Consider the following 20,817-nt stretch of genomic DNA (forward strand, 5'->3'; position numbering starts at 1 on the left):
TTTAGCGCGCCAAGCCAAAAATACAGAATTAGCGTTTATTCGGTGAAATTCTTCAATTCCTTAGCGCTACTTTAGTCAACCGCAGCTCGGCCTGTCACAGGCACGACAAGTCCAACAGCCCAGATTGCACGACATTGGTCTGGCTCACGCACAATCGGCCATTAGGCGAAGCTGTACAAAACCAAAAAAGCTGGACCCAGCCATTTACAGGAGCATATTTTGGATTTTCAACATTCCCCACGCGTCATTAAGCTGCAAGCTGAGCTCACTACATTCATGCAAGAGCATGTCTACCCTAATGAGGCTTTGTTCAAAGAACAGGTCAGCGCCAAGCGCTGGATTTCCCCACCCATACTAGAAACCCTCAAAGCCAAAGCCAAAGCGCAAGGCCTGTGGAATCTGTTTATGCCGGGTTTAGACCATGGCGGAATAGGTCTGAGCAATGTCGAATACGCGCCCCTAGCGGAAATCATGGGCCGTGTATTTTGGGGTGCTGACGTGTTTAACTGCAGCGCGCCCGATACCGGCAATATGGAAGTGTTTGTCCGCTACGCCACGAAGGCACAGCGCGACAAATGGCTGCCACAGCTGTTAGACGGCAAAATTCGCTCGGCTTATTTAATGACCGAGCCGGGCGTCGGTTCTAGCGACGCTACAAATGTCGAGCTGTCGATTCAGAGCGAAGGCGATGAATATGTAATTAACGGCCGCAAATGGTTTGCCACCGGCGCCATGAACGAAGCCTGCAAAATTTTCATCGTCATGGGGAAAACCGATCCCGATAACGCCAGCCGCCACTTACAGCAGTCACAAGTTCTGGTCGAGCGCGACACGCCGGGTATGACGATTGTGCGGCCGCTCAGCACCTTTGGGTATTGGGAAGAGCCTGCCGGTCACGCAGAAATCACGTTCGACAACGTGCGCGTGCCCAAGGCGAATATCTTGCTCGGCGAAGGCCGGGGCTTTGAAATTGCCCAAGGCCGACTTGGCCCGGGACGCATTCACCACTGCATGCGCGTGATTGGCGCGGCCCAGCGCGCACTAGAGTTCGCTTGCAAGCGAGTCGAGACGCGTACAGTATTTGGCAAAAAACTCAGCGAGCAAGGCTCGGTGCGGGAAAGCATTGCTGTGATGGCCTCGAAGGTAGAAATGTGCCGCCTACTCACGCTGCGCGCTGCCGACAAGATGGACAGAGTCGGCAACAAAGAAGCCGCAGACGCAATTGCCATGGCCAAAATCATGGTGCCGCAGCTAGGCTCTGAAGTGTTGGATATGGCGATACAAATGCACGGCGCTGGCGGCTTGACCGAGGACTACTTCATGGCCGAAGCGTTTAACTATGCCCGCTGGTGCCGTCTGGCCGATGGCCCGGATCAAGTCCACATGATGGCTTTGGGTAAGCAAGTGATTCGTGAGTTATCGGCGACGTAAAAACACAAGACCGAATCAATGGGTGGGCAGGGGTGGTTAACATGAGAGCAATCGCACAGGAGCCTACATGAAGACCAGTCCTTCCCAATCATCCCCGCTATTGCCCGCATCACCAGTCCTAACCCAGCCAATCGCAGCTTTAAAAAGCTTTAAAAAATTAAGCTGGCTGCTACCACTGGCCTTGCTCGCTTCCTGCGGCACGACAGTGCCACTGCCAGCTTGGCAAAGCGTCTACCCAGACACCGCGCCAGCGCCGATTAGCCAGCAAGCGCCAGTAGACAACGCACCCATTGCCTCTGCGTCGCCAGTCACCACCGGCACAGTCAGCAGTGCGCTGCCACTGGCACCGGTGAGCCTCGACAGCGCCGGCGTAGCCGCTCGTTTTCCAGACCCATCACGCCGCTACGCCACCCCTGGCTTGCAAGCTAATCGCAGCCAGTGGACAACTCAAAGCGAGATTCACAACTGGCTGAGCGACCAAGCCAGCGCCTCGATTTTGAACCCTGGCATGCAAACTGCCATTCTTACCTTGGGCAATTCTCAGGGCGGCGCACCCATAGAAGCGCTGGTGCTAGCCCGCACCACAGACATCAGCCCAACCGGTCTGGCCGCGAATGGAAAGCCCACAGTGCTACTAGTAGGCCAGCAGCACGGCAATGAGCCAGCTGGCAGCGAAGCTTTGCTAGTGATTGCCCGCGAACTGGCGCAAGGCAGCCTGAGCGGCTTGCTTGAGCAAATCAACGTGGTGATAGTGCCGCGCGCCAATCCAGACGGCGCTGAGCGCGACCAGCGCACTACCAGCAGCGGCATAGATATGAACCGCGACCACTTGTTGCTAAACACACCCGAAGCACAAGCACTAGCCCGATTAAGCCGCGACTACAAACCGGCCGTTGTCGTTGATGCCCATGAATACACCGTGGCTGGCCGCTACTTAGAAAAATTTGGCGCGGTGCAAAAGTACGACGCCTTGCTGCAATATGCGACGACTGCCAATTTGCCGGAGTTTGTAACAAAGGCCGCTGAAGAATGGTTTCGCCAGCCTATGTTGGCCGACTTGCAACGTGCGGGTTTAACCAGCCAGTGGTACTACACCACATCGAATAATCTCGCCGACAAAAAAGTCGCTATGGGTGGTGTGCAACCAGACACTGGCCGCAATGTTAGCGGTCTGAAAAATGCGGTCAGTTTTTTGGTCGAGACCCGCGGCATTGGCCTGGGTCGCCAGCACATACAGCGACGTGTGCACACCCAATTTGTCGCCATCAGCAGCGTGTTAGCCAGCACTGCCCGACGCGCCTCAGACCTCAACATACTGCGCAGCTATGTTGACAAAGACATCAGTCAGCTGGCCTGTCAAAACCAAGCCATCATCACGGCGCAGGCCAGCCCCTCGACGCGTGAATTATTAATGCTAGACCCGATCAGCGGCGCCGACAAAGCGTTGAGCGTTGAGTGGGACAACTCACTTGAGTTGCGCACTACCAAATCACGCGCACGCCCTTGCGGCTATGTACTCTCAGCCGCCTCGTCAGTAGCGGTTGAGCGTCTGCGCTTGCAAGGCGTGAAAGTAGTTCGCGTAGCCGACCAAGCCGCCATGCTGGGCGAGCGTTATCAAGAAACCCAGAGCAGTAACGGCCAACGCCAAGACGTGCGCGGTGCGATCGCAGACGCCCGAGCCATTACACGAGTAGAAGTTAGTTTGAATCCCGGCCTAATAGACGTCGCACGCGGCAGCTATTACGTGCCCTTAAACCAGCCGCTAGCCAACCTAGTCATAGCCGCATTAGAGCCTGACAGCCAGAGCAGCTTTTTTGCCAACCAATTGTTGCCGCAGTTGCAAAGCACGATTCGGGTAACCGCATTGCCACAAGCTAACTTTGAAGAACTCAATTGAACAAAAGAAAAATTTAAAAAAGGAAATACCATGATTGAGTTTTACTTTGACTGTTCCAGCCCTTGGACTTTTATAGCCTTTAAAAACCTGCAACCTATGGCCGAGGAGCTTGGCGTTCAAGTGGAGTGGAAACCGGTGCTGGTGGGCGGCATTTTCAACACCGTCAACCCGGGCGCTTATGCCGCACGGGAGGACATGAATAGTGCAAAAAATCGCTACATTCTTAAAGACGTTCAAGACAACGCACGGGAGTCCGATTTAAAAATAGTTTTCCCACCCAAGGTGTTTCCCGTCAACAGCGTCAAAGCCATGCGAGGCTGCTTGTGGATTGCCCAAGATGCTGATGCCAAGCCGCATTTCTTAGCCTTTGTAGAAGCCGTGTTTAGCGCTTACTTTAGCCGCGAAGAAGATATCTCTAACGATGCGGTATTGACTGACATTTGCCGCGCCTGCGGCATAGACGATGTGGCCTTTCACGCCGGCATCACGCAGCCCGCCATCAAAGCAGCGCTTAAAGCCAATACCGATGAAGCCATCGCCCGTGGCGCTTTCGGTGCGCCGACTATTTTTGTCGGCGATGACATGTATTTTGGCAACGACCGGTTGGCACTGGTGCGCTCGGCGGTTCTCAGATCGCAGGCGGCAGCTCAGACACCGGCTTGAGCTTTTTTCTTGCCACTAGCCCTAGGTTTTATTTCACACAAAATCCGACGACAAGCACCAATTCGTACTTGCCGTTATGCTGGATTTTTGTTTAAAACGGAAACTGCGATGACACTTAAAACCGCTCAAGACTTTGACCAAGAACTGCTGATTTTGTTTGATGCTTATGTGCACGGCACATTAGACCGTCGCGGTTTTTTAGAACGCGCACAAAAGTTTGCGGTTGGTGGCTTGACGGCAAGCATGCTGCTCACCTCACTGAGTCCTAACTTCGCACTAGCCCAGGTTGTGGCAAAGGATGATAAACGCATAGTCACAGAGATAGTGGAGTATCCATCGCCCAATGGTTCAGGCACGGTCAAAGGCTATCTGGCCAAACCCGCCAACATGAAGGGCAAGCTACCAGTGGTTTTAGTCGTTCACGAAAACCGCGGCTTAAACCCCCACATCGAAGACATTGCTCGCCGCATTGCGCTGGACAACTATGTGGCTTTTGCACCCGACGCCTTAACGCCGCTGGGCGGATACCCAGGCGACGAAGACAAAGCCCGCGAACTGTTTGGCAAACTCGATCAGAAAAAAACCAGCGAAGACTTTGTTGCCGCTCATGCATTCATGAAAACCCGCGCCGAGTCGAACGGCAAGATTGGCGTAGTCGGCTTTTGCTATGGCGGCGGTGTGGCCAACATGCTGGCGGTAAGACTGCCAGACCTGCTAGCCGCCGTACCGTTTTACGGCAACCAACCCGCTGCAGCCGATGCAGCAAAAGTCAGAGCGCCACTACTCATGCATTTCGCAGAAGTGGACGAGCGCATCAACGCCTCACGCAGCACCTTTGAGACAGCCCTCAAAGCGGCCGGCAAAAGCTTTACTGCCTATCAATACGCAGGTACACAACACGGTTTTAATAACGACACCACACCACGCTTTGATGAAGCCGCCGCCAAGTTAGCGTGGACACGCACCATGGCTTTTTTCAAGCTTCACCTAATGGCTTAAACCACGCGGCGCACGTCGGCATGACGTCATTCATGCCGACAGGCGCATAGCTAAAAATATCAAATACGGGGTTTGCGCATAGCTTGACGCAAAGGGTCAAGCAAGCCGGATAAACCGTTGTGGTCTATCTCTTGCATCAAGGCCAATAACCGGCCAATTTCACTTTTGGGAAAGCCTTCGCGGGCAAACCAATTGAGATAGTTACCCGGTAAGTCAGCAATCAAGCGGCCTTTGTATTTGCCAAACGGCATTTCGCGTTCTAGCAGCAGTTGCAGATCTTCGGCTTGCATAGGCTCAACCGCCCGCGCGTTTGGGCGCAAAACCTTGCTTTTGCAGCGCCAAGATGACCGCATCGCAATGCTCGCCTTGCACCTCAATCACACCGTCTTTAACCGTGCCGCCGGTGCCGCAAGCCATGCGTAATTGCTTACCCAAAAGCGCCAGCGCGACAGCGTCTAAAGCTAAACCTTTAACCAGCGTGACGCTCTTGCCGCCTCGGCCCTTGGTCTGACGCGAGACACGCACCACACCATCGCCTTTAGGCGCCGCATTGGCTTTGCAAACGCAGGCGGTTTGCGGCTTGCGGCAAACCGGACACATGCGACCAGCATCGGTGGAATAAACGAGGCCGCCTGATGAATTACTTTTCATGGATACAAGTTGATAGATTGAAATAAAGAATTAATTTTGTTGCCGTACCTAAGTCCAAGCCGCCCTAGTTTGTGATTAAAGGCAAATTAATCCGGCACAAACTGCTTTCTAAAAGCCACCTCATCCTCGGCTAATTCGAGCGAGATCACTTGACCCATTTTCATATCGCTGAGCCGGCACGCGGCAAATAAGCTGGACTTGCCGCTCAAGCGGTAGCTGTCCATGTCCACCAACATATAGGGATAAGGCACAAACACCTGATAGGTGAAAAGCATGCGATGCCGGTTACGCGGTGAGGGGAAAAGTTTGTAGTCGGCAGTGGTGATGCCTTGTGCTGATGCCATGATATTTTTCTGTTCGCTAAGAATTCGTCGCCAAAACTGTAAGCCCGGCTATTAAGGCTTTGACGCCCATTACGACCGATAGGGCCAATACGGCCGATAGCGCTATTTTGACCGATACTCAATGCACATGACCGAACACCACAGCACACCCAGCAAAGAAGAAATCGCACTACTAGAAGTCTTTGATCGGCTTGGCCCATCGCAAATCGTATTAGTGTCTAACGCTGCGCAAGCCGAGCTTGCACTCAAAGCCTTAAGCGGTGCGCGCGCACTGGGTTTTGACACCGAATCGAAACCGACTTTTACCAAAAATGAAGTCAGTGACGGCCCGCACATAGTGCAGCTGTCAACCTTGAATCAAGCTTTTATATTTCAACTCACAGACGCCGATTGCAGGCGCGCGGTGGCCAGTTTGTTAGAGTCACCATCGATTGCAAAACCCGGCTTTGGCTTAGGTGACGACAAGCGCCGCATTCTCTCCAAGCTAGGCGTAGAAATGCAAGAAGTGATTGAACTCAACACAGTCTTTCACAACCGCGGTTACCGCAAAGACATGGGCGTACGCGGTGCTGTAGCCGTGCTGTTTAACCAGCGCTTTATCAAGTCCAAAAAGGCCAGCACCTCGAACTGGTCGAATGCCCAGCTGAGTGAAGCCCAACTGGTTTACGCCGCTAACGATGCGTATGCAGCGCTGCGGGTTTACTTGGCCTTGGGTTTGGATAAATCCGAATAAATAAACCGATGAAGTCTAGGTCTTGACGCTTATGCCTTAGTCATGCTGGTGCGACGGTCCGCCATCACCTTGGTTGCCGATGCTCGCTCGCCGATAAGCTTTAGATAAGCCTTGTAATCAACACCGCCAGCCAGCAGCAAGTCTTCACCAAATACGGCTTTAGTCGCCATCCCTACAGTGGGCAAAGTCACAAAGGCAGAGCAGTCAGCCTGACTGAAAGAGTCGCCCACGACAAAGGGTGAAAAACTCGCCAAGCGTTTAAAGCCCGCAATATTTTTAACCAATAATTCGCGTATTGGCAGCAGCCGAGCTTCATCGAGCTTGCCACCAAAAAATGCTTGGCCATAGGTCTCACGCGCGACCGAATCTAAATGCCAGTCGATAAAGGTGGTCAGTTCACGCACTTTGGCGGCGGCAAACGCATCAGCTGGAATCAAGGCTTTTTGTGGGTAAGCCGTTTCTAGGTATTCCAAAATTGCTTGACTCTCGCACAAGCCGCCTTGCTCAGTGCGGATAAAAGGAATCTTGCCCAGCGGTGAAGCGGATAAAACTGCAGCGTCCGTGCTGTAGATGGGCACGTATTCTTCTGCGAAAGGGATGTCTTTTTCTAGTAAGGCCAACTTGACCTTGTTGTAGAAAGTAGAGGTGGGCATGCCGCAAAGGGTAAGCATTTAAAACTCCTGGTAGATCAGATTCGTCACAGAATGGTGAGGCGTCAAAGATTAGTTTAAATGAAAGAATTGCACCGGCAGGCGTGAGGCCACTGCCAATTGCCAGGTCACAGTTAGCGTGAATAATTCTGACTTGGCGACGGCGGCTGTGCCGGCGGTAAGCGCTGCTGCAGCGCGTCTGAGGATAAATTAAACAGATTTCGCAGATATCCCAAGGGATCACTCAGCGGGTTAGGTGTCACCACTGGCCGAGGCAATGTCAGATAGCGAACACCAGGACCGGGTGCAATCATGCCGCTTGCCGCCGCAGTGATGGCGTCTAAAGGCTGTGCGTTATCTCCAATCGCCGGGCTGCGCTGCTCTTCACTCAGGCCGCGCTCACCCAATGCAGGGTCACCCGAACTATCGAGTTGCGGTGCAGAAAAACGCGCAGTTGAATCGATTAACTTAGCCCTAAAAGCTTGACGAAAAAACTCTCCCACCATAGGCAAAGCGCTGTGCGCGCCCTGCCCCCAACCGGAGCCCATGGTCACGCGGTTGTCGTTAAACCCCACCCAAGCGCCGGCCACTAGTTGCGGCTGCATCAAGATAAACCAGCCGTCGGTATTCGATTGCGTCGTACCGGTTTTACCGGCAACGTCGGCCTCAATACCAAAACGACTGCGTATAGCAGTACCCGTGCCTTGGTTGATAACGCCGCGCATCACGTCCAGCAAAGTCTGCGCGACCGCTACGGGCAAAGCCTGCTCAGCCGGCTTGGGCTCAAAACTCTCTAGCACTCGGCCTTTGCGGTCTTCTACCTGTAGCACCAGCAAGGGCTCAATATACTTACCTTCGTTGGCCAGCGTGCCGTAGGCTGAGACCATTTCTTTAAGCGTGACCGGGCTAGTACCCAAAGCCAGAGAAGGCACTTCATCGAGCTTGCTCTGACGCACACCCATGGCGCGCGCCAAGGTTGCCACATGGGCAGGCCCTACCGACTGCATGACTTGCGCAGTAATCACATTTTTGGAATACATCAAGCCTTGGCGCAGACTCATGGGCAAACCGCTCGGGCCACCACCGTCGCTGGGTCGCCAAAAGCTGCCGTCACTCAAGGTGATTTCTAATCCCAAGTCCATCAAGCGATCCGAAGCTTGGGCGCCGTTCTCAAACGCAGCCGCATAGACAAAGGGTTTAAAGGTCGAACCCGGCTGACGCTTGGCTTGTTGCACATGATCGAACTGGTCATCGCCATAGTTACGGCTACCAACCCACGCCATGATGTGGCCGTTACGCGGGTCTAGCGCCATAAAACCAGCTTGCAAACGAGTTTTATCTTTTTGTAATTCCAGCATAAAAGCCGGATTGGCTAACAAATTTGCCAGCGCCAACTCTGGCGTCTGGCCAGCCGCCCGTTCGGCTTTGTATTCACTTGAGGCGCGCACATAGTCCAACACCAAACTACGTCGCTCGCCACTGCCGGCCTTGGCGCGCCAGCTTGGCGACCATTCAGCATCGGCATTTTTTTGCAGTTGATCGCCCTGCTGCATCACCGCACGGTTGGCCATGGCTTGCAGGCGCGAATCTATGCTGGTGCGCAGCACCAAGCCATCGGCGTAAATGTTGTAGTCGTTGCGGTCGGCCCATTCGATTAGCCAGCGCTTGAGTTGCTGCGCGACATGGGCGGCCGGGCCGGTGGCTTCGCTTTGGCGTTCGAACTCAATTTTGAGCGGCATTTTTTTCAGCTTCTCAAACTGGGCTTCTTTCAGCGTGCCGCTTTTGACCATCTGGGCCAACACGATATTGCGTCTGGCCAGTGCGCGCTCTGGGTTGAGCACGGGGTTGTAGTAGCTGGTGCCCTTGAGCATGCCCACCAGCGTGGCGCTTTCCAACAGGTTGAGTGTGCTAGCAGATTTATCAAAATAAGTGCGCGCAGCCATCTCTATGCCAAAGGCGTTGTAGAGAAAAGGCACGGTGTTGAAATAGGTCTCTAAGATCTCGTCCTTGGAGTAAACCGCCTCTATCTTGAAAGCCGTGATGGCTTCTTTGATTTTTCGCGTGATGCTCAGGGAGCGGCCAATCTCCTCGGGGTAGAGATTACGCGCAAGCTGCTGCGTAATAGTGGAGCCACCTTGGCGGTCACCGGTGAGGGTTTGCAGCATAGCCGAAGCCGTGCGCTTGAAATCGATGCCGTGGTGTTCGTAAAACCGGCGGTCTTCAGTAGCGATCAAAGCATTCACCGCATTCGGCGAGATGTCAGCTAACTTGACCCAGCCGCGGTTAACCCGCTGAAAGGCTGCCAACTCTTGACCGTCAGCCGACATCACCAACGACGGTGTGGCTATCTTGGCCTTGGCCAAATCGGAAGTACTAGGGGTGAAAGGAATCAGAATTAGTACGTAAAGTAGCAATAGCGCTGGCACCAAGGCTACGCAGTAAAAAACATCGCGCCGTACTGGATGACGAATGCGTCCTGGCAAGGAGGCGGCAAAAACTTTGAGGCGGAGGAGTATCTTGTTCAACATTAGCAGCGAGTCTAGGGCAATAAAAAATGGGAGCGTGTAGGACGGCAGTGCTCAAATAAGCCATGAGCAAGCGATAAAGGGCGTTAAAGCGCCGACAGGGGTGAAGTGTAGAGGCCTTGAGGCGACCGGATGCTCAGACTCTAAACCCACCAGCGAGTTTGCGGCGTAAAGCCCAGGCAAAGAAAATGCCTTCCAGCGCCATCATCAAGCCGCCTAGCGCAACCACTGCGCCCGTACCCATCAAGCCAATCAAGCTAGCCGCCAGCACCACGCCAATCGATTGGCCCAAAAACAAAAAGGACGCAAACAGAGACACGGCAGTGCCGCGCGCAGCCGGCGCCATCTGCGTCGCATTGGCTTGGATAGTGTTGTGAAACATGAAAAAACCAAAGCCAGCGAATAAGCTCGCTGGCACAGCGGGCAGCCAATGCGGCGTAAACGCCAGCACCAACGTGCAAAACCCAACGATAAAGCCGCCAATCAAGACCAAGCCTTGCTGACCAAAGCGGTGAATCAAATGCCGCGCCAGCAACATATAAAGCACGCCACCCAAGCCAAACAAACCAACAATGACACCCGACCATGTCAGCGACAGTCCAAGTGAAAGATGTAAGTGCGATGCCCAAATCGCCAACACGCCAAAGCCAACCGCGCCTTCGACCAGCGCCATTAACAAAATCACGCGCGACCAAGGCCCGGAGATAATTTGCCACGCTTGAGCCAGGAAACCAAGGCGTGAACTTGCGCTGTGAAGCAGCGGCTCAGCAGGCCTAGCTGGCTGCAAACGCAAGTCCCTAAACATCAACAAACCCACTAAGGCAAACAAAACCGCCATAAAGCCAAAGGCCGAACGCCAGCCCAACGCATCGGTGAGCATGCCGCCCACCAACTGTCCACCCACCAAACCCAGCGTGCTACCGAGTCCCGTGCGGGTAAGCATTTCTTGCAACTCCTCGGTCGGCACATTGTCACCAACCCAAGCCATGGCCATAGGAATGAGCGCCGCTGCGCCCAGCGCCATCAGCACACGGGCTAGCAAGAGCGCATCCAAACTAGTGGCACTGAGCGCCAGCAGGCAAGCCAAGCTACAACCCATGCTGGCAAAAGTCACCACGCGAAATTTGCCCAAACGGTCGCCCAGCGGGCCGTAAAAAAGCTGAGCCAAACCATAGGTCACCGCAAACACCGAAACCACTTGCGCGGCCTGGCTCAAACTGACAGCAAACACACGGGAGAGCTCGGGCAGCATCGCATCACACACCCGCTGCGCCGACATGCTGGCAAAACAGCCAAAAGACAGCAGCAAAATAGTGCGCCTTGTAGCTGCAGACAGTTGGGGGGAGTTTGGAGTTTTAGAAGTCGTCACACAGAGGTTTAGGCTATGCGCCCAGCACTACAACATTGAGGCGATCACTACTGCTTTAGCAGTGTCTTAAGCCTAAAAGATAAAACATAGGAGTAGCCATTTGAGCGACTCGTATTGACTAAATTAAAGCGCACGCGCCAGTCGGCTCACACCCTCTTCTATTTTTGCCACATCCGCAGTCGCAAAGCTCAAACGAAACGTCGCCAAATCTGGATTGGCTGCATAAAACGGTGCACCCGGTACAAAGGCCACCAACTCGGTGATGGCTTTTTTGGCAAACGCACCGGCGTCAACCGTCTTGCCGCCCGCGCCTGTCAGCCTAGCCCAGAAAAATAAGCCACCCTCGGGCTGAGTAAACGCAACCGCATCGCCCAACTCACGCGTTATCGCCGCGCCCATGACGGCCGCCCGTTCCGCATACACCGTGCGCACGTTTTGCAGTGTCGCAGGCATACGACCAGCCTTGAGATATTGCGCCGCAGTAGCTTGTGCAAAAGTGCTGGTGTGGGCATCACTAAACTGTTTGCACATGGTGGCGTTGGCCAGCAACTGTGGCGGCGCAACCATCCATCCAATACGTAAGCCGGGGGACAACACCTTGCTTAGTGAGCCGCAGTAAACCAAAAATTCGCGGCTGCCGGGCACACTTGCGCTCAATGCCAGCAAAGACGGCGGCGGTGCAGCGCCAAAATACAAGTCACCGTAAGGATCATCTTCGACGATGAGAGTGCGGTATTTCAGCGCCAATTCCAGCACTTTTTGACGCCGCGCCAAACTCAGCAAAGCGCCGCTGGGATTGCCAAAAGTTGGGATCAAGTAGACGAACTTGGGTTTGTGCTCAGCAATGAGTAGCTCAAGCGCCTCGGTATCCACACCATTGGCATCGACTGGCGCGCTAATCAGCTCAGCGCCATAAAGCCGAAAGCACTGAATCGTGGCCAAGAAAGTTGGGCCTTCGACAATCACTTTATCGCCGGGCGAGATCATGGTTTTACCCAGTAAATCAAGACCTTGCTGACTACCGGTGGTCACTATCAGTTCCTCAGGTCTGAGGTTCACAGCCGCGCCGATGTGACTGTCTGGCTTGCTAGACATAAAGGCACAAAGCTGTTCACGCAGTGGGTTGTAGCCCTCAGTCGCGCCATATTGCAGCGCACCGGCGGCTTCTTCATTGAGTGCCTTGCTGCTGGCTTGCTTTATGCCTTCGACATCGAACATGGCCGGATCTGGAAAGCCGCCTGCAAAACTAATAATGCCTGGCGTACCCAGCAATTTGAACAACTCACGAATAGCAGAGGTTTCAACGTTTTTAAGACGATCAGCAAAGACAAGAGACATGGCAAGTATTTCAAAGTTGGTTCTTAGGGATCGTTCTATCGTAGCGCCTGTCGCTAGAGTGCGCCCAGCTAGGCCTGCTTGCGGTCAAGCTTAGTAAAAACTCTAAACTCGGGGCATGAATAAAGTAGCCATTAACGACTTTTTTGCGACCCTCAAAGCCGCCAACCCTATGCCGGTCACGGAGCTTGAATACACCAGTGTGTTCGAGCTGTTGACGGCGGTTTTACTCTCAGCACAAGCGACCGATGTGAGCGTTAACAAAGCCACACGCAAGTTGTTTGTCGTCGCCAACACGCCGCAAAAAATCTTTGACTTAGGTCTTCTTGGCCTAGAGAGCTACATCAAGACTATTGGTCTTTATCACAGCAAAGCCAAGCATTTATTAGAAACTTGCAAGATGCTTATCGAGCAACATGGCAGTGTGGTTCCAAGGCTCAGGCAAGAGCTAGAAGCCCTGCCAGGCGTGGGCCGCAAGACCGCCAACGTGGTGCTCAACTCTGCTTTTGGTGAAGCCACTATGGCGGTGGACACGCATATTTTTCGGGTCAGTAACCGGACTGGCTTGGCCGTTGGAAAAACACCGTTAGCGGTCGAGCTCAAACTGCTAAAACGAATACCTAAAGCGTATTTGATTGACGCCCACCACTGGATGATTCTGCATGGCCGCTATGTCTGCATGGCGCGCCAACCCAGATGCTGGGAATGCGGCGTAGCAAACTTTTGCGACTACAAAGCCAAAACACTTCAAGATTAATTAACCAAAGCGCTGCGCTTACCGGCCCAAACCCAGAGCGCTGCACCGGCTACCACCATGGGTATGCAAAGCCACTGACCCATGCTCAGGCCGAGGGCGAGAATACCCAAGAAATTATCTGGCTCCCGAAAGTACTCAGCCACAAAGCGCAGCAAACCATAGCCGACTAAAAACGCGCCAGACACTTGCCCCATCTTGCGCGGCTTGCGTGCATACAGCCAAAGCAGAACAAACAGCAGCAAGCCTTCAAGCAAGAACTGATAAATTTGTGACGGGTGACGTGGCTGCAAAGAACCGCTGTTTTTAAACACCATGCCCCAAGGCAAGTCGGGTGAGCTAAAACGGCCCCACAACTCACCATTAATAAAGTTACCCACCCGTCCTGCGGCCAAGCCCGTCGGCACGCAAGGCGCAATAAAATCCATCACTTGCAGCCACGGCCGCTGACGACTGCGCGCAAACCACCACTGCGACACCAGCACACCGAGCAAGCCGCCATGAAAACTCATGCCGCCCTGCCAAACCGCAAAAATCTCTAATGGATGGCTGATGTAGTAACCCGGTTTATAAAACAAACAGTAGCCGATTCGCCCCCCCAGCACCACGCCCATCACGCCCAAAAACAAAATGTCCTCGACATCGCGCCGGCTCCAAGCACCAACGCCGGTGATGCTGGCAAAAGGCTGATGGCGCAAGCGCAACGTCGCGAGAAAAAAGAACAAGCTAAAGGCAGCAAGATAGGTCAGGCCGTACCAGTGAATGGCCAGCGGTCCGATTTGCAGCGCGATTGGATTGATTTCGGGGTAGATAAGCATGGGCGTATTTTGCACTGTACGGGCCCGATAGATCGGGCAAGCCACGACAATCTTAGTAACGGCGGGCGTGGCTTACCGGTTTTGGCGTTGGTATGGGAGCCAGAAAGCTGCGCTATGCTAAGGTCTTGCCAAGCCGCTCAATCGATTGGTCAATCCCCAGCTGACAAGCACCCTGCCCGGCGCCAGAGAAAATGTCTGGCCTTAGCAATTCATGCATGACCTCTACCCACACAATGGGCCAGCTCACGCAGACCCCAACAGCTTGAAATTGACGCATTAAATGGTTGGGCGCTCACTTTTAAAAAAGCCTGACGTTTTTCTCAACACTACCTGAAAAGACACCCATGGAAATCAAAAAAATAGTCCTTAACCCGCGCAGCAGAAACATCACCGAAGGCAAGGCCCGCGCGCCGAATCGTTCTATGTACTACGCCATGGGCTACGAAGAAGCTGACTTCGTCAAACCCATGATTGGCGTGGCCAATGGACACAGCACCATTACCCCGTGCAACAGCGGCCTGCAAAAACTAGCTGATGCGGCGATTGATGCAATCGAAGAAGCCGGCGGCAATGCTCAAGTGTTTGGCACACCCACCATCTCCGACGGCATGGCCATGGGCACCGAAGGCATGAAGTACTCGCTAGTGAGCCGCGAAGTCATTTCAGACTGCATAGAAACCTGTGTGCAAGGCCAGTGGATGGACGGCGTGTTAGTTGTCGGCGGTTGCGACAAAAACATGCCCGGCGGCTTGATGGGTATTTTGCGCGCCAATGTGCCGGCGATTTATGTTTACGGCGGCACCATCATGCCCGGTCATTACAAAGGCAAAGACCTCAATATCGTGAGCGTGTTTGAAGCCGTTGGCGAGAATGCTGCCGGCCGCATGAGCGACGAAGACTTGCTGCAAATCGAGCGCCGCGCCATCCCCGGCACCGGTAGCTGCGGCGGCATGTATACCGCCAACACCATGTCTAGCGCATTTGAAGCTTTGGGTATTTCGTTGCCTTTTTCCAGCACCATGGCCAACCCGCATGACGAAAAACTTAACTCGGCCAAAGAGTCAGCCCGGGTATTGGTTCAAGCCATTCGCAAAGACATCAAGCCACGCGACATCGTGACCAAAGAGGCAATTGAAAACGCCGTCGCCGTCATCATGGCCACTGGCGGATCAACCAATGCAGTGCTGCACTTTTTGGCGATTGCCCACACCGCGGGCGTGGACTGGTCGATTGATGATTTCGAACGTATTCGCGTCAAAACGCCAGTGCTGTGTGACCTTAAGCCGTCCGGCAAATACCTCGCCGTCGATTTGCATAAAGCTGGCGGTATTCCGCAAGTCATGAAGATGCTGTTAGTTGCCGGACTGTTGCACGGCGACTGTCTAACCATCAGTGGTCAAACCGTAGCTGAAGTACTTAAAGATATTCCTGACGCACCACGCGCTGACCAAGACGTGATTCGTCCCATCGACAAACCCATGTACGCCCAAGGCCACTTGGCGATTCTTAAAGGCAACCTTTCACCTGAAGGCTGTGTCGCTAAAATCACCGGCCTGAAAAACCCAGTCATGACTGGCCCAGCGCGGGTTTTTAATGACGAACAATCCGCTTTAGCCGCCATTCTTGCCGGCAAAATTGTTGCTGGCGATGTGATGGTGCTGCGCTATCTAGGCCCTAAAGGCGGCCCCGGCATGCCGGAAATGCTGGCCCCAACTGGCGCATTGATTGGTGCGGGTTTGGGCGAGAGCGTAGGCTTAATCACAGACGGCCGTTTTTCTGGCGGCACTTGGGGCATGGTAGTTGGCCATGTGGCACCAGAAGCGGCAGCTGGCGGCAATATCGCCTTTATCGAAGAAGACGATTCCATCACCATTGATGCGCGCAAATTACTGCTGCAACTAAACGTCAGCGATGAAGTGTTGGCGAAAAGAAAAGTTGGCTGGACCGCACCAGCGCCGCGCTATACGCGTGGAGTTCAGGCCAAGTTCGCCTTTAATGCCTCTAGCGCCAGCAAAGGCGCGGTGCTTGACGACTATTGATAGTCATCGATGTAATCCACACATCAGGCCAACACAAAGCCTGAAATAAAAAAAAGCCCTTGGCAAACTATTACGCAATAGTTTGCCAAGGGCTTTTTTTATATTGCCTGCATGAATTACTTTTTAGGTTTTGAACCCATTCCCAAGGATTGCGACAATTTGTCGTTTCGCTTTTGTTTGCGCAGCTCTATTTTTTTGACTACTGAGCGCTTCGTGTAGCCCGACCAATCCGCCCAAGCCCACCACAATACCGCTAATAGAAAAGGCAGCAACACAAGCCACCAGCTCCAGCTAACAACCGGGGCAAAGGCTAGCGATTTCATCAGTAGTAAAAAAATACCCAAGAGTAGGAAATACATATATTTCTCCTTAAGGTTGTTTAAAACTAAAGCTTGAGTAAATATTCAAAAGTCCACACTGCCAACCAGTAAGACACGCCATCTTTACAGCAAAAATTAGAAGTCTCAGTACAATCTTATTCCTAAGACTAGAAAAAACCATCCACAAAAATGTGGCGTTTTCTCAAACTCATCACCAGAGTTCTTTTGTAAGGAGTCACCATGAAACGAATTCTCTTAATCACAGCCCTTGTCACCACTGGCGTGACCGCATCTCTTCCAGCAATGGCCGACATGGCATTGGCATCAGCCAAAAACTGCATGGCTTGCCACGCAGTAGACAAAAAATTAGTCGGTCCCTCATACAAAAGCGTGGCTGAAAAATATGCTGGCCAAGCTGGCGCTGCGGATATGTTGGCACTAAAAATCATGAAAGGCGGCGCTGGTGTTTGGGGGCCAATACCCATGCCAGCGAACGCGCAGGTCAATCCTGAAGAAGCCAAAAAACTCGCCACTTGGGTGCTAAACCAAAAATGAAAATTTAGTTTTTTCGATTCAAACAGCCCGTTATCGACGGGCTTTTTTATTGCCGGTATTTATTTGCTGCTTGTACTGCACAGATAGCTCATAAAGATAAAAATTATTTGAGAGAAAAGTAGAAGAATTTTTACCACATGAATAAAAGCTTGAACAGATAAAAGAATTTATCTAGAAAATTTAGAATTTGGACACAAAAAAATAAGGCATGCCGATCAAAATGAAATGAAATGAAATGAAATGAAAAAAAATATTTTTATTCAAGGTTAACTATGCATAACCTTTTTCAGCTTGCTTCAGAACTACCAAAATAAACGCAAAAGCTTGTAACCAATTCAAAATTGATAACGCAAAAAATTACGACGAGAAATTTATAAAAAATTAATGAATAAAATTATTTAAATACTTATATTTTTTTATAAAGTAAAAAATGAAAACACAAACTGTTCTTGGAAAGCGAATAAAAGATAGAAATTTTGCAGCTGCCTATACAAATATTGCACAAGGTAGAAAATCAGGTATTTCACATTTATGCGCCGACAATCAAGCATCGTTCTTGCCACATATTTATATGAATGAAAAAGATATAGTTTCTTTTGACGTAGCCGATTATCTAGGTTTAAGCAGTCACCCGGCACTTCGTGCAGGAGCGCATAAAGCGATAGATGACTTTGGCATCCAATTAGCCTCGTCTAGGGTATACCTGTCATCACCGCTCTACCAAAAATTAGAAAATTAATTAGAGAAAATAATTTCAATTACAACCGTCATAACAGCAACGGTCACACTAGGTCATCAATCGACTATTCCAACAGTTATCCAATCCGGAGATCTAGCCATATTTGACCAAATGGTTCACTCCAGTGTTTCATTTCTACAAGCTCAATTAATCCGTAATGGGGTGGAGGTTGAGGTTGTGATGCACAACAACTTACTAGCATTAGATGTCCTTTTAGAAAAAAACAAAGCGTAGCGGTGTTGGTATCTTGCCGATGGCATGTATTCCATGTTTGGCGACTTTTCGCCTTTGCCGGCATTAGTGCTGATGTTAGAAAAATATCCAAAATTGCATCTGTACTTAGATGATGCACATGGAATGAGTTGGACCGATCCTCGTGGAACAGGTTATGTTTTTCAATATATAGCGAATCATCCAAGGGTAGTTTTTTGTATTTCGCAGGCAAAAGGCTTTGGCGCTGGCGGTGGTGTATTTTTAATTGCTGACCCAAAAATGCGTGACCTTGTTAGAACCCTGGGTCAGACAATGATTTTTTCTGGACCCATTCAAATTCCAGTTTTAGGTGCTGCGATAGCATTTGCTAATTTACATTTATCGGGAGAGGTTGAGCTACTACAAAAAGACTTATCTGCCAAACTTGAATTGGCGGAAATAAAATGTCGGGAATATGGCCTGCCTTTAGTGTCGAAGGGATTAATACCAATATTTTTTATTGGTATTGGTACTACTCCTTTAGCGATAGCTGTTTGTAAACAGCTCAAAGATGCTAATTTTCTAGTCAACGTTGCCGCCTATCCTGCTGTACCACCCGGAAGGTCTGGTTTACGCATCAGCATTAATGCTTCACATACAGCAGCAGAAATAACTAACCTTTTCGACAATATTGGGCAGTTACTACCCAAATATTTAAAAGCAGAAAATTCCAGTATGGCCAAAGTTGCAAGTGACTTTGGATGTGCGAATTTAGGATGAAATTATCTGTCAATGCTTAATATGCATACTTATATATTTGGCCATTAATCCGTCATTAACGGACTTTTTTATTCTCACTACTGGCTAAACCAAACCACTGCTGGCGTCTTTTATAGCTGCTTGCACGTATCGAATTTTCGTTCATGACCCAACACTGACAACAACTTAAAAATATACGTTTCTCTAACAAACTTGCTTTCGTCAAGCTTTCAAATAAAAAGTGTTGATAGTTAATATGTATTAATTAAATACACAATAAATTTTTTGAAAGTAGCAACTATGCGATCAACGATCTCGATGGCGCTTATCTTGACAAGCCTTTCGCCGGCTTTCGCTCAACAAGCGCCCAGTGCCGATAGCGAGTTGCAACAAATACAAAATCAAACGCCATCCCAGCCGTTAAAACAAGACAAAGAAATTAAAATCGAAAAAGACGAGCCGCCGTCAGTGTTGGCCGATGAGGGTATCAAAATAAACGTCACGCAATTAAAAATTAACGGCACTGATTTTTTTAGCGAAGCGCAATTGCTAGCCACTACAGGTTTTATACCCAACACTGAGATGAGTCTGACTGAGCTGCGCGCCATGGCAAGCAAGATCACAGAATTTTTACGCAGCCAAGGCGAGTTCTTGGCACAGACTTATCTGCCGCCGCAAAACATAGAAAATGGCGTAGTGCAAATGACGGCGCTCTTAGGCCAATACGGTCAGTTCACACTCAACAACCATTCCCGCCTGAGCGACGCCACTGCCAACGGCATACTCAATGGCTTATCAACTGGCGAGAAGATTTCTGCCGCACCACTGGAAAGGTATTTGCTGCTGCTCTCAGACCTGCCGGGCGTGAGCATCAAGTCAGTATTAACACCTGGCGCATCAGTGGGGACTTCGGACTTAGTACTCGACATTGACAACACCCAAAGGGTTAATGGCAGCGTTGGCGCAAACAATCATGGCAATGTCTACAGCGGTAAAAATCGCCTAGATGCGAGCATCAATATCAACGAGCCCGCTGGCCTTGGCGATGTCGCTACCCTGCATGTACTGAGTTCTGGAAGCGGTCTGAACTATGCACGAGCGGCCTATCAAATTCAGTTCGGTCAAGCCAGAGTAGGCGTCGCTTACTCGGGTTTGGAGTACCAGTTGGGCAAGGAATTTGAAACTGCAAAACTCAGCGGCAATGCGCAGATTGCTAGTCTTTACGGCAGCTACCCTTTGATTCGCTCACGCAAACAAAATCTATCAGCCCAATTAGCCTACGACAGCAAGCGCTTTGAAGATAAGCAAAACGCTACTACGCCCGGCACAAGAGATGAGAAAAAAGCGCAAGTCATTATGGCCAGTGTGACAGGCGACTATAACGATGGTGCTGAGGGTTTTTTAAGAGGCAACTATGTCGTCACTTATACGCGCGGCAATATCGATTTAAACACCGCTAGCGTCCTCGCTAATGACGCGATCAGCGCGCAGCGCAATGGCCACTTTAGCAAGCTGAACTACAGCTTGACGCATCAGCAAAATATAGCAAGCTCTGTTTCCTTGTACGCGAGTCTCAGCGGACAACTGGCATCGAAAAATCTTGATGGTTCAGAAAAAATGAGTCTTGGTGGTGCCAACAGTGTGCGCGCTTACCCGTCTGGCGAGGCGAATGCAGATCAAGGTTATGCGCTTACCTTAGAAGCACGAAAGCAACTCGCGCTAGGCAGTATAAAAAATATGCAACTGATTGGATTTATCGATACCGGCAGCGTCAGTATTAATAAAAATCCGTGGCCAGCAGTGACCACACCAAACCATAAAACACTTAGCGGTACGGGCATAGGACTTAACTGGGTTAGCAACAACAACTTAGTGATTAAAGCCTATTACGCCGTGAAGATTGGCAACACAGCGGCGACCTCGGCACCGGATGCGTCTGGGCGTTTTTGGCTTCAAGCTAGTTTTTACTTTTAAGTTTGTGCGATGAAAAGTCAGTAGTTCAATTGTATTTAGAGCATCTTTATTTTTGATTTCTTTATTTTCT

At 51.2% G+C, this 20,817-nt stretch carries 21 protein-coding genes; 11 read left to right on the top strand and 10 right to left on the bottom strand.

The features are described 5' to 3' along the window. Positions 1-219 precede the first annotated feature (219 nt). The 4 genes from HC248_RS11860 to HC248_RS11875 all read left to right on the top strand — a co-directional run bounded on the left by HC248_RS11860 (position 220) and on the right by HC248_RS11875 (position 4,990). Positions 220-1,431, top strand: coding sequence for an acyl-CoA dehydrogenase family protein (locus tag HC248_RS11860; RefSeq protein WP_168922658.1), 1,212 nt, complete (start codon positions 220-222; stop codon positions 1,429-1,431). A 67-nt stretch (positions 1,432-1,498) separates the two neighbouring features. Beyond that, a complete protein-coding gene (locus HC248_RS11865; protein WP_168922659.1) occupies positions 1,499-3,328 on the top strand; it encodes a M14 family metallopeptidase in 1,830 nt (609 codons plus the stop codon). A 30-nt stretch (positions 3,329-3,358) separates the two neighbouring features. Next, complete coding sequence (locus HC248_RS11870; RefSeq protein ID WP_168922660.1) at positions 3,359-3,991, top strand: 2-hydroxychromene-2-carboxylate isomerase; 633 nt, start codon at positions 3,359-3,361, stop codon at positions 3,989-3,991. A gap of 108 nt (positions 3,992-4,099) precedes the next feature. Further along, positions 4,100-4,990 carry a dienelactone hydrolase family protein gene (locus HC248_RS11875; RefSeq protein WP_168922661.1) on the top strand — a complete coding sequence of 297 codons (891 nt, stop codon included), beginning with the start codon at positions 4,100-4,102 and terminating at the stop codon, positions 4,988-4,990. 59 nt (positions 4,991-5,049) lie between these two features. On the opposite strand, the gene HC248_RS11880 is transcribed toward HC248_RS11875, so the two are convergent. The 3 genes from HC248_RS11880 to HC248_RS11890 all read right to left on the bottom strand — a co-directional run bounded on the left by HC248_RS11880 (position 5,050) and on the right by HC248_RS11890 (position 5,985). Continuing rightward, complete coding sequence (locus HC248_RS11880) at positions 5,050-5,280, bottom strand: DUF3820 family protein (RefSeq protein WP_168922662.1); 231 nt, start codon at positions 5,278-5,280, stop codon at positions 5,050-5,052. 4 nt (positions 5,281-5,284) lie between these two features. After that, positions 5,285-5,641, bottom strand: a complete 357-nt coding sequence (locus HC248_RS11885) for a translation initiation factor Sui1 (protein ID WP_168922663.1) — start codon at positions 5,639-5,641, stop codon at positions 5,285-5,287. Between the two features lie 86 nt (positions 5,642-5,727). Then, a complete protein-coding gene (locus HC248_RS11890; protein WP_168922664.1) occupies positions 5,728-5,985 on the bottom strand; it encodes a hypothetical protein in 258 nt (85 codons plus the stop codon). A gap of 127 nt (positions 5,986-6,112) precedes the next feature. Between HC248_RS11890 and HC248_RS11895 the strand changes: the two genes are divergently transcribed. Then, positions 6,113-6,718, top strand: coding sequence for a 3'-5' exonuclease (locus tag HC248_RS11895; protein WP_168922665.1), 606 nt, complete (start codon positions 6,113-6,115; stop codon positions 6,716-6,718). A 29-nt stretch (positions 6,719-6,747) separates the two neighbouring features. Here HC248_RS11895 and HC248_RS11900 read toward each other — a convergent pair whose 3' ends face one another. The 4 genes from HC248_RS11900 to HC248_RS11915 all read right to left on the bottom strand — a co-directional run bounded on the left by HC248_RS11900 (position 6,748) and on the right by HC248_RS11915 (position 12,600). Then, the gene (locus HC248_RS11900) at positions 6,748-7,389 is read right to left on the bottom strand and encodes a glutathione S-transferase family protein (protein WP_168922666.1); all 642 of its coding nucleotides are present in this window, start codon (positions 7,387-7,389) and stop codon (positions 6,748-6,750) included. A 113-nt stretch (positions 7,390-7,502) separates the two neighbouring features. Beyond that, positions 7,503-9,896: a penicillin-binding protein 1A gene (locus tag HC248_RS11905; RefSeq protein ID WP_168922667.1), complete on the bottom strand. Its 2,394-nt coding sequence runs from the start codon at positions 9,894-9,896 to the stop codon at positions 7,503-7,505. Between the two features lie 133 nt (positions 9,897-10,029). Next, on the bottom strand, positions 10,030-11,262 hold the full coding sequence (locus HC248_RS11910) for an MFS transporter (RefSeq protein ID WP_238342614.1): 1,233 nt from the start codon (positions 11,260-11,262) through the stop codon (positions 10,030-10,032). Between the two features lie 123 nt (positions 11,263-11,385). After that, positions 11,386-12,600, bottom strand: a complete 1,215-nt coding sequence (locus HC248_RS11915) for an aminotransferase-like domain-containing protein (RefSeq protein WP_168922668.1) — start codon at positions 12,598-12,600, stop codon at positions 11,386-11,388. 115 nt (positions 12,601-12,715) lie between these two features. On the opposite strand from HC248_RS11915, the gene nth reads away from it, so the two are divergent. Beyond that, entirely contained in the window at positions 12,716-13,354 is a 639-nt protein-coding gene (nth, locus tag HC248_RS11920; RefSeq protein WP_168922669.1) for an endonuclease III, read from the top strand. On the opposite strand, the gene lgt is transcribed toward nth, so the two are convergent. Together lgt and HC248_RS17845 are read right to left on the bottom strand one after the other, a co-directional pair. Then, positions 13,351-14,169 (bottom strand): prolipoprotein diacylglyceryl transferase, encoded by an 819-nt coding sequence (lgt, locus tag HC248_RS11925; RefSeq protein WP_168922670.1) that lies wholly within the window; start codon positions 14,167-14,169, stop codon positions 13,351-13,353. The genes nth and lgt overlap by 4 nt on opposite strands. 112 nt (positions 14,170-14,281) lie before the next feature. Then, the gene (locus tag HC248_RS17845; protein WP_272953614.1) at positions 14,282-14,416 is read right to left on the bottom strand and encodes a hypothetical protein; all 135 of its coding nucleotides are present in this window, start codon (positions 14,414-14,416) and stop codon (positions 14,282-14,284) included. A 97-nt stretch (positions 14,417-14,513) separates the two neighbouring features. On the opposite strand from HC248_RS17845, the gene ilvD reads away from it, so the two are divergent. Next, entirely contained in the window at positions 14,514-16,208 is a 1,695-nt protein-coding gene (ilvD, locus tag HC248_RS11930) for a dihydroxy-acid dehydratase (RefSeq protein ID WP_168922671.1), read from the top strand. A 116-nt stretch (positions 16,209-16,324) separates the two neighbouring features. On the opposite strand, the gene HC248_RS11935 is transcribed toward ilvD, so the two are convergent. Then, positions 16,325-16,567 carry a TIGR04438 family Trp-rich protein gene (locus tag HC248_RS11935; protein WP_168922672.1) on the bottom strand — a complete coding sequence of 81 codons (243 nt, stop codon included), beginning with the start codon at positions 16,565-16,567 and terminating at the stop codon, positions 16,325-16,327. 201 nt (positions 16,568-16,768) lie between these two features. On the opposite strand from HC248_RS11935, the gene HC248_RS11940 reads away from it, so the two are divergent. From HC248_RS11940 to HC248_RS11955, 4 genes are all read left to right on the top strand, one after another. Further along, positions 16,769-17,083 carry a c-type cytochrome gene (locus HC248_RS11940; protein ID WP_168922673.1) on the top strand — a complete coding sequence of 105 codons (315 nt, stop codon included), beginning with the start codon at positions 16,769-16,771 and terminating at the stop codon, positions 17,081-17,083. Positions 17,084-17,513: 430 nt separating this feature from the next. Beyond that, the gene (locus HC248_RS11945; RefSeq protein WP_168922674.1) at positions 17,514-17,822 is read left to right on the top strand and encodes a hypothetical protein; all 309 of its coding nucleotides are present in this window, start codon (positions 17,514-17,516) and stop codon (positions 17,820-17,822) included. 258 nt (positions 17,823-18,080) lie between these two features. After that, positions 18,081-18,794, top strand: a complete 714-nt coding sequence (locus tag HC248_RS11950; protein ID WP_272953615.1) for an aminotransferase class I/II-fold pyridoxal phosphate-dependent enzyme — start codon at positions 18,081-18,083, stop codon at positions 18,792-18,794. Between the two features lie 279 nt (positions 18,795-19,073). Further along, positions 19,074-20,747 (top strand): ShlB/FhaC/HecB family hemolysin secretion/activation protein, encoded by a 1,674-nt coding sequence (locus tag HC248_RS11955; RefSeq protein ID WP_168922676.1) that lies wholly within the window; start codon positions 19,074-19,076, stop codon positions 20,745-20,747. The last annotated feature ends 70 nt before the right edge of the window (positions 20,748-20,817 follow it).

The sequence above is a fragment of the Polaromonas vacuolata genome (assembly GCF_012584515.1).
GTDB classification, from domain to species: domain Bacteria; phylum Pseudomonadota; class Gammaproteobacteria; order Burkholderiales; family Burkholderiaceae_C; genus Polaromonas; species Polaromonas vacuolata.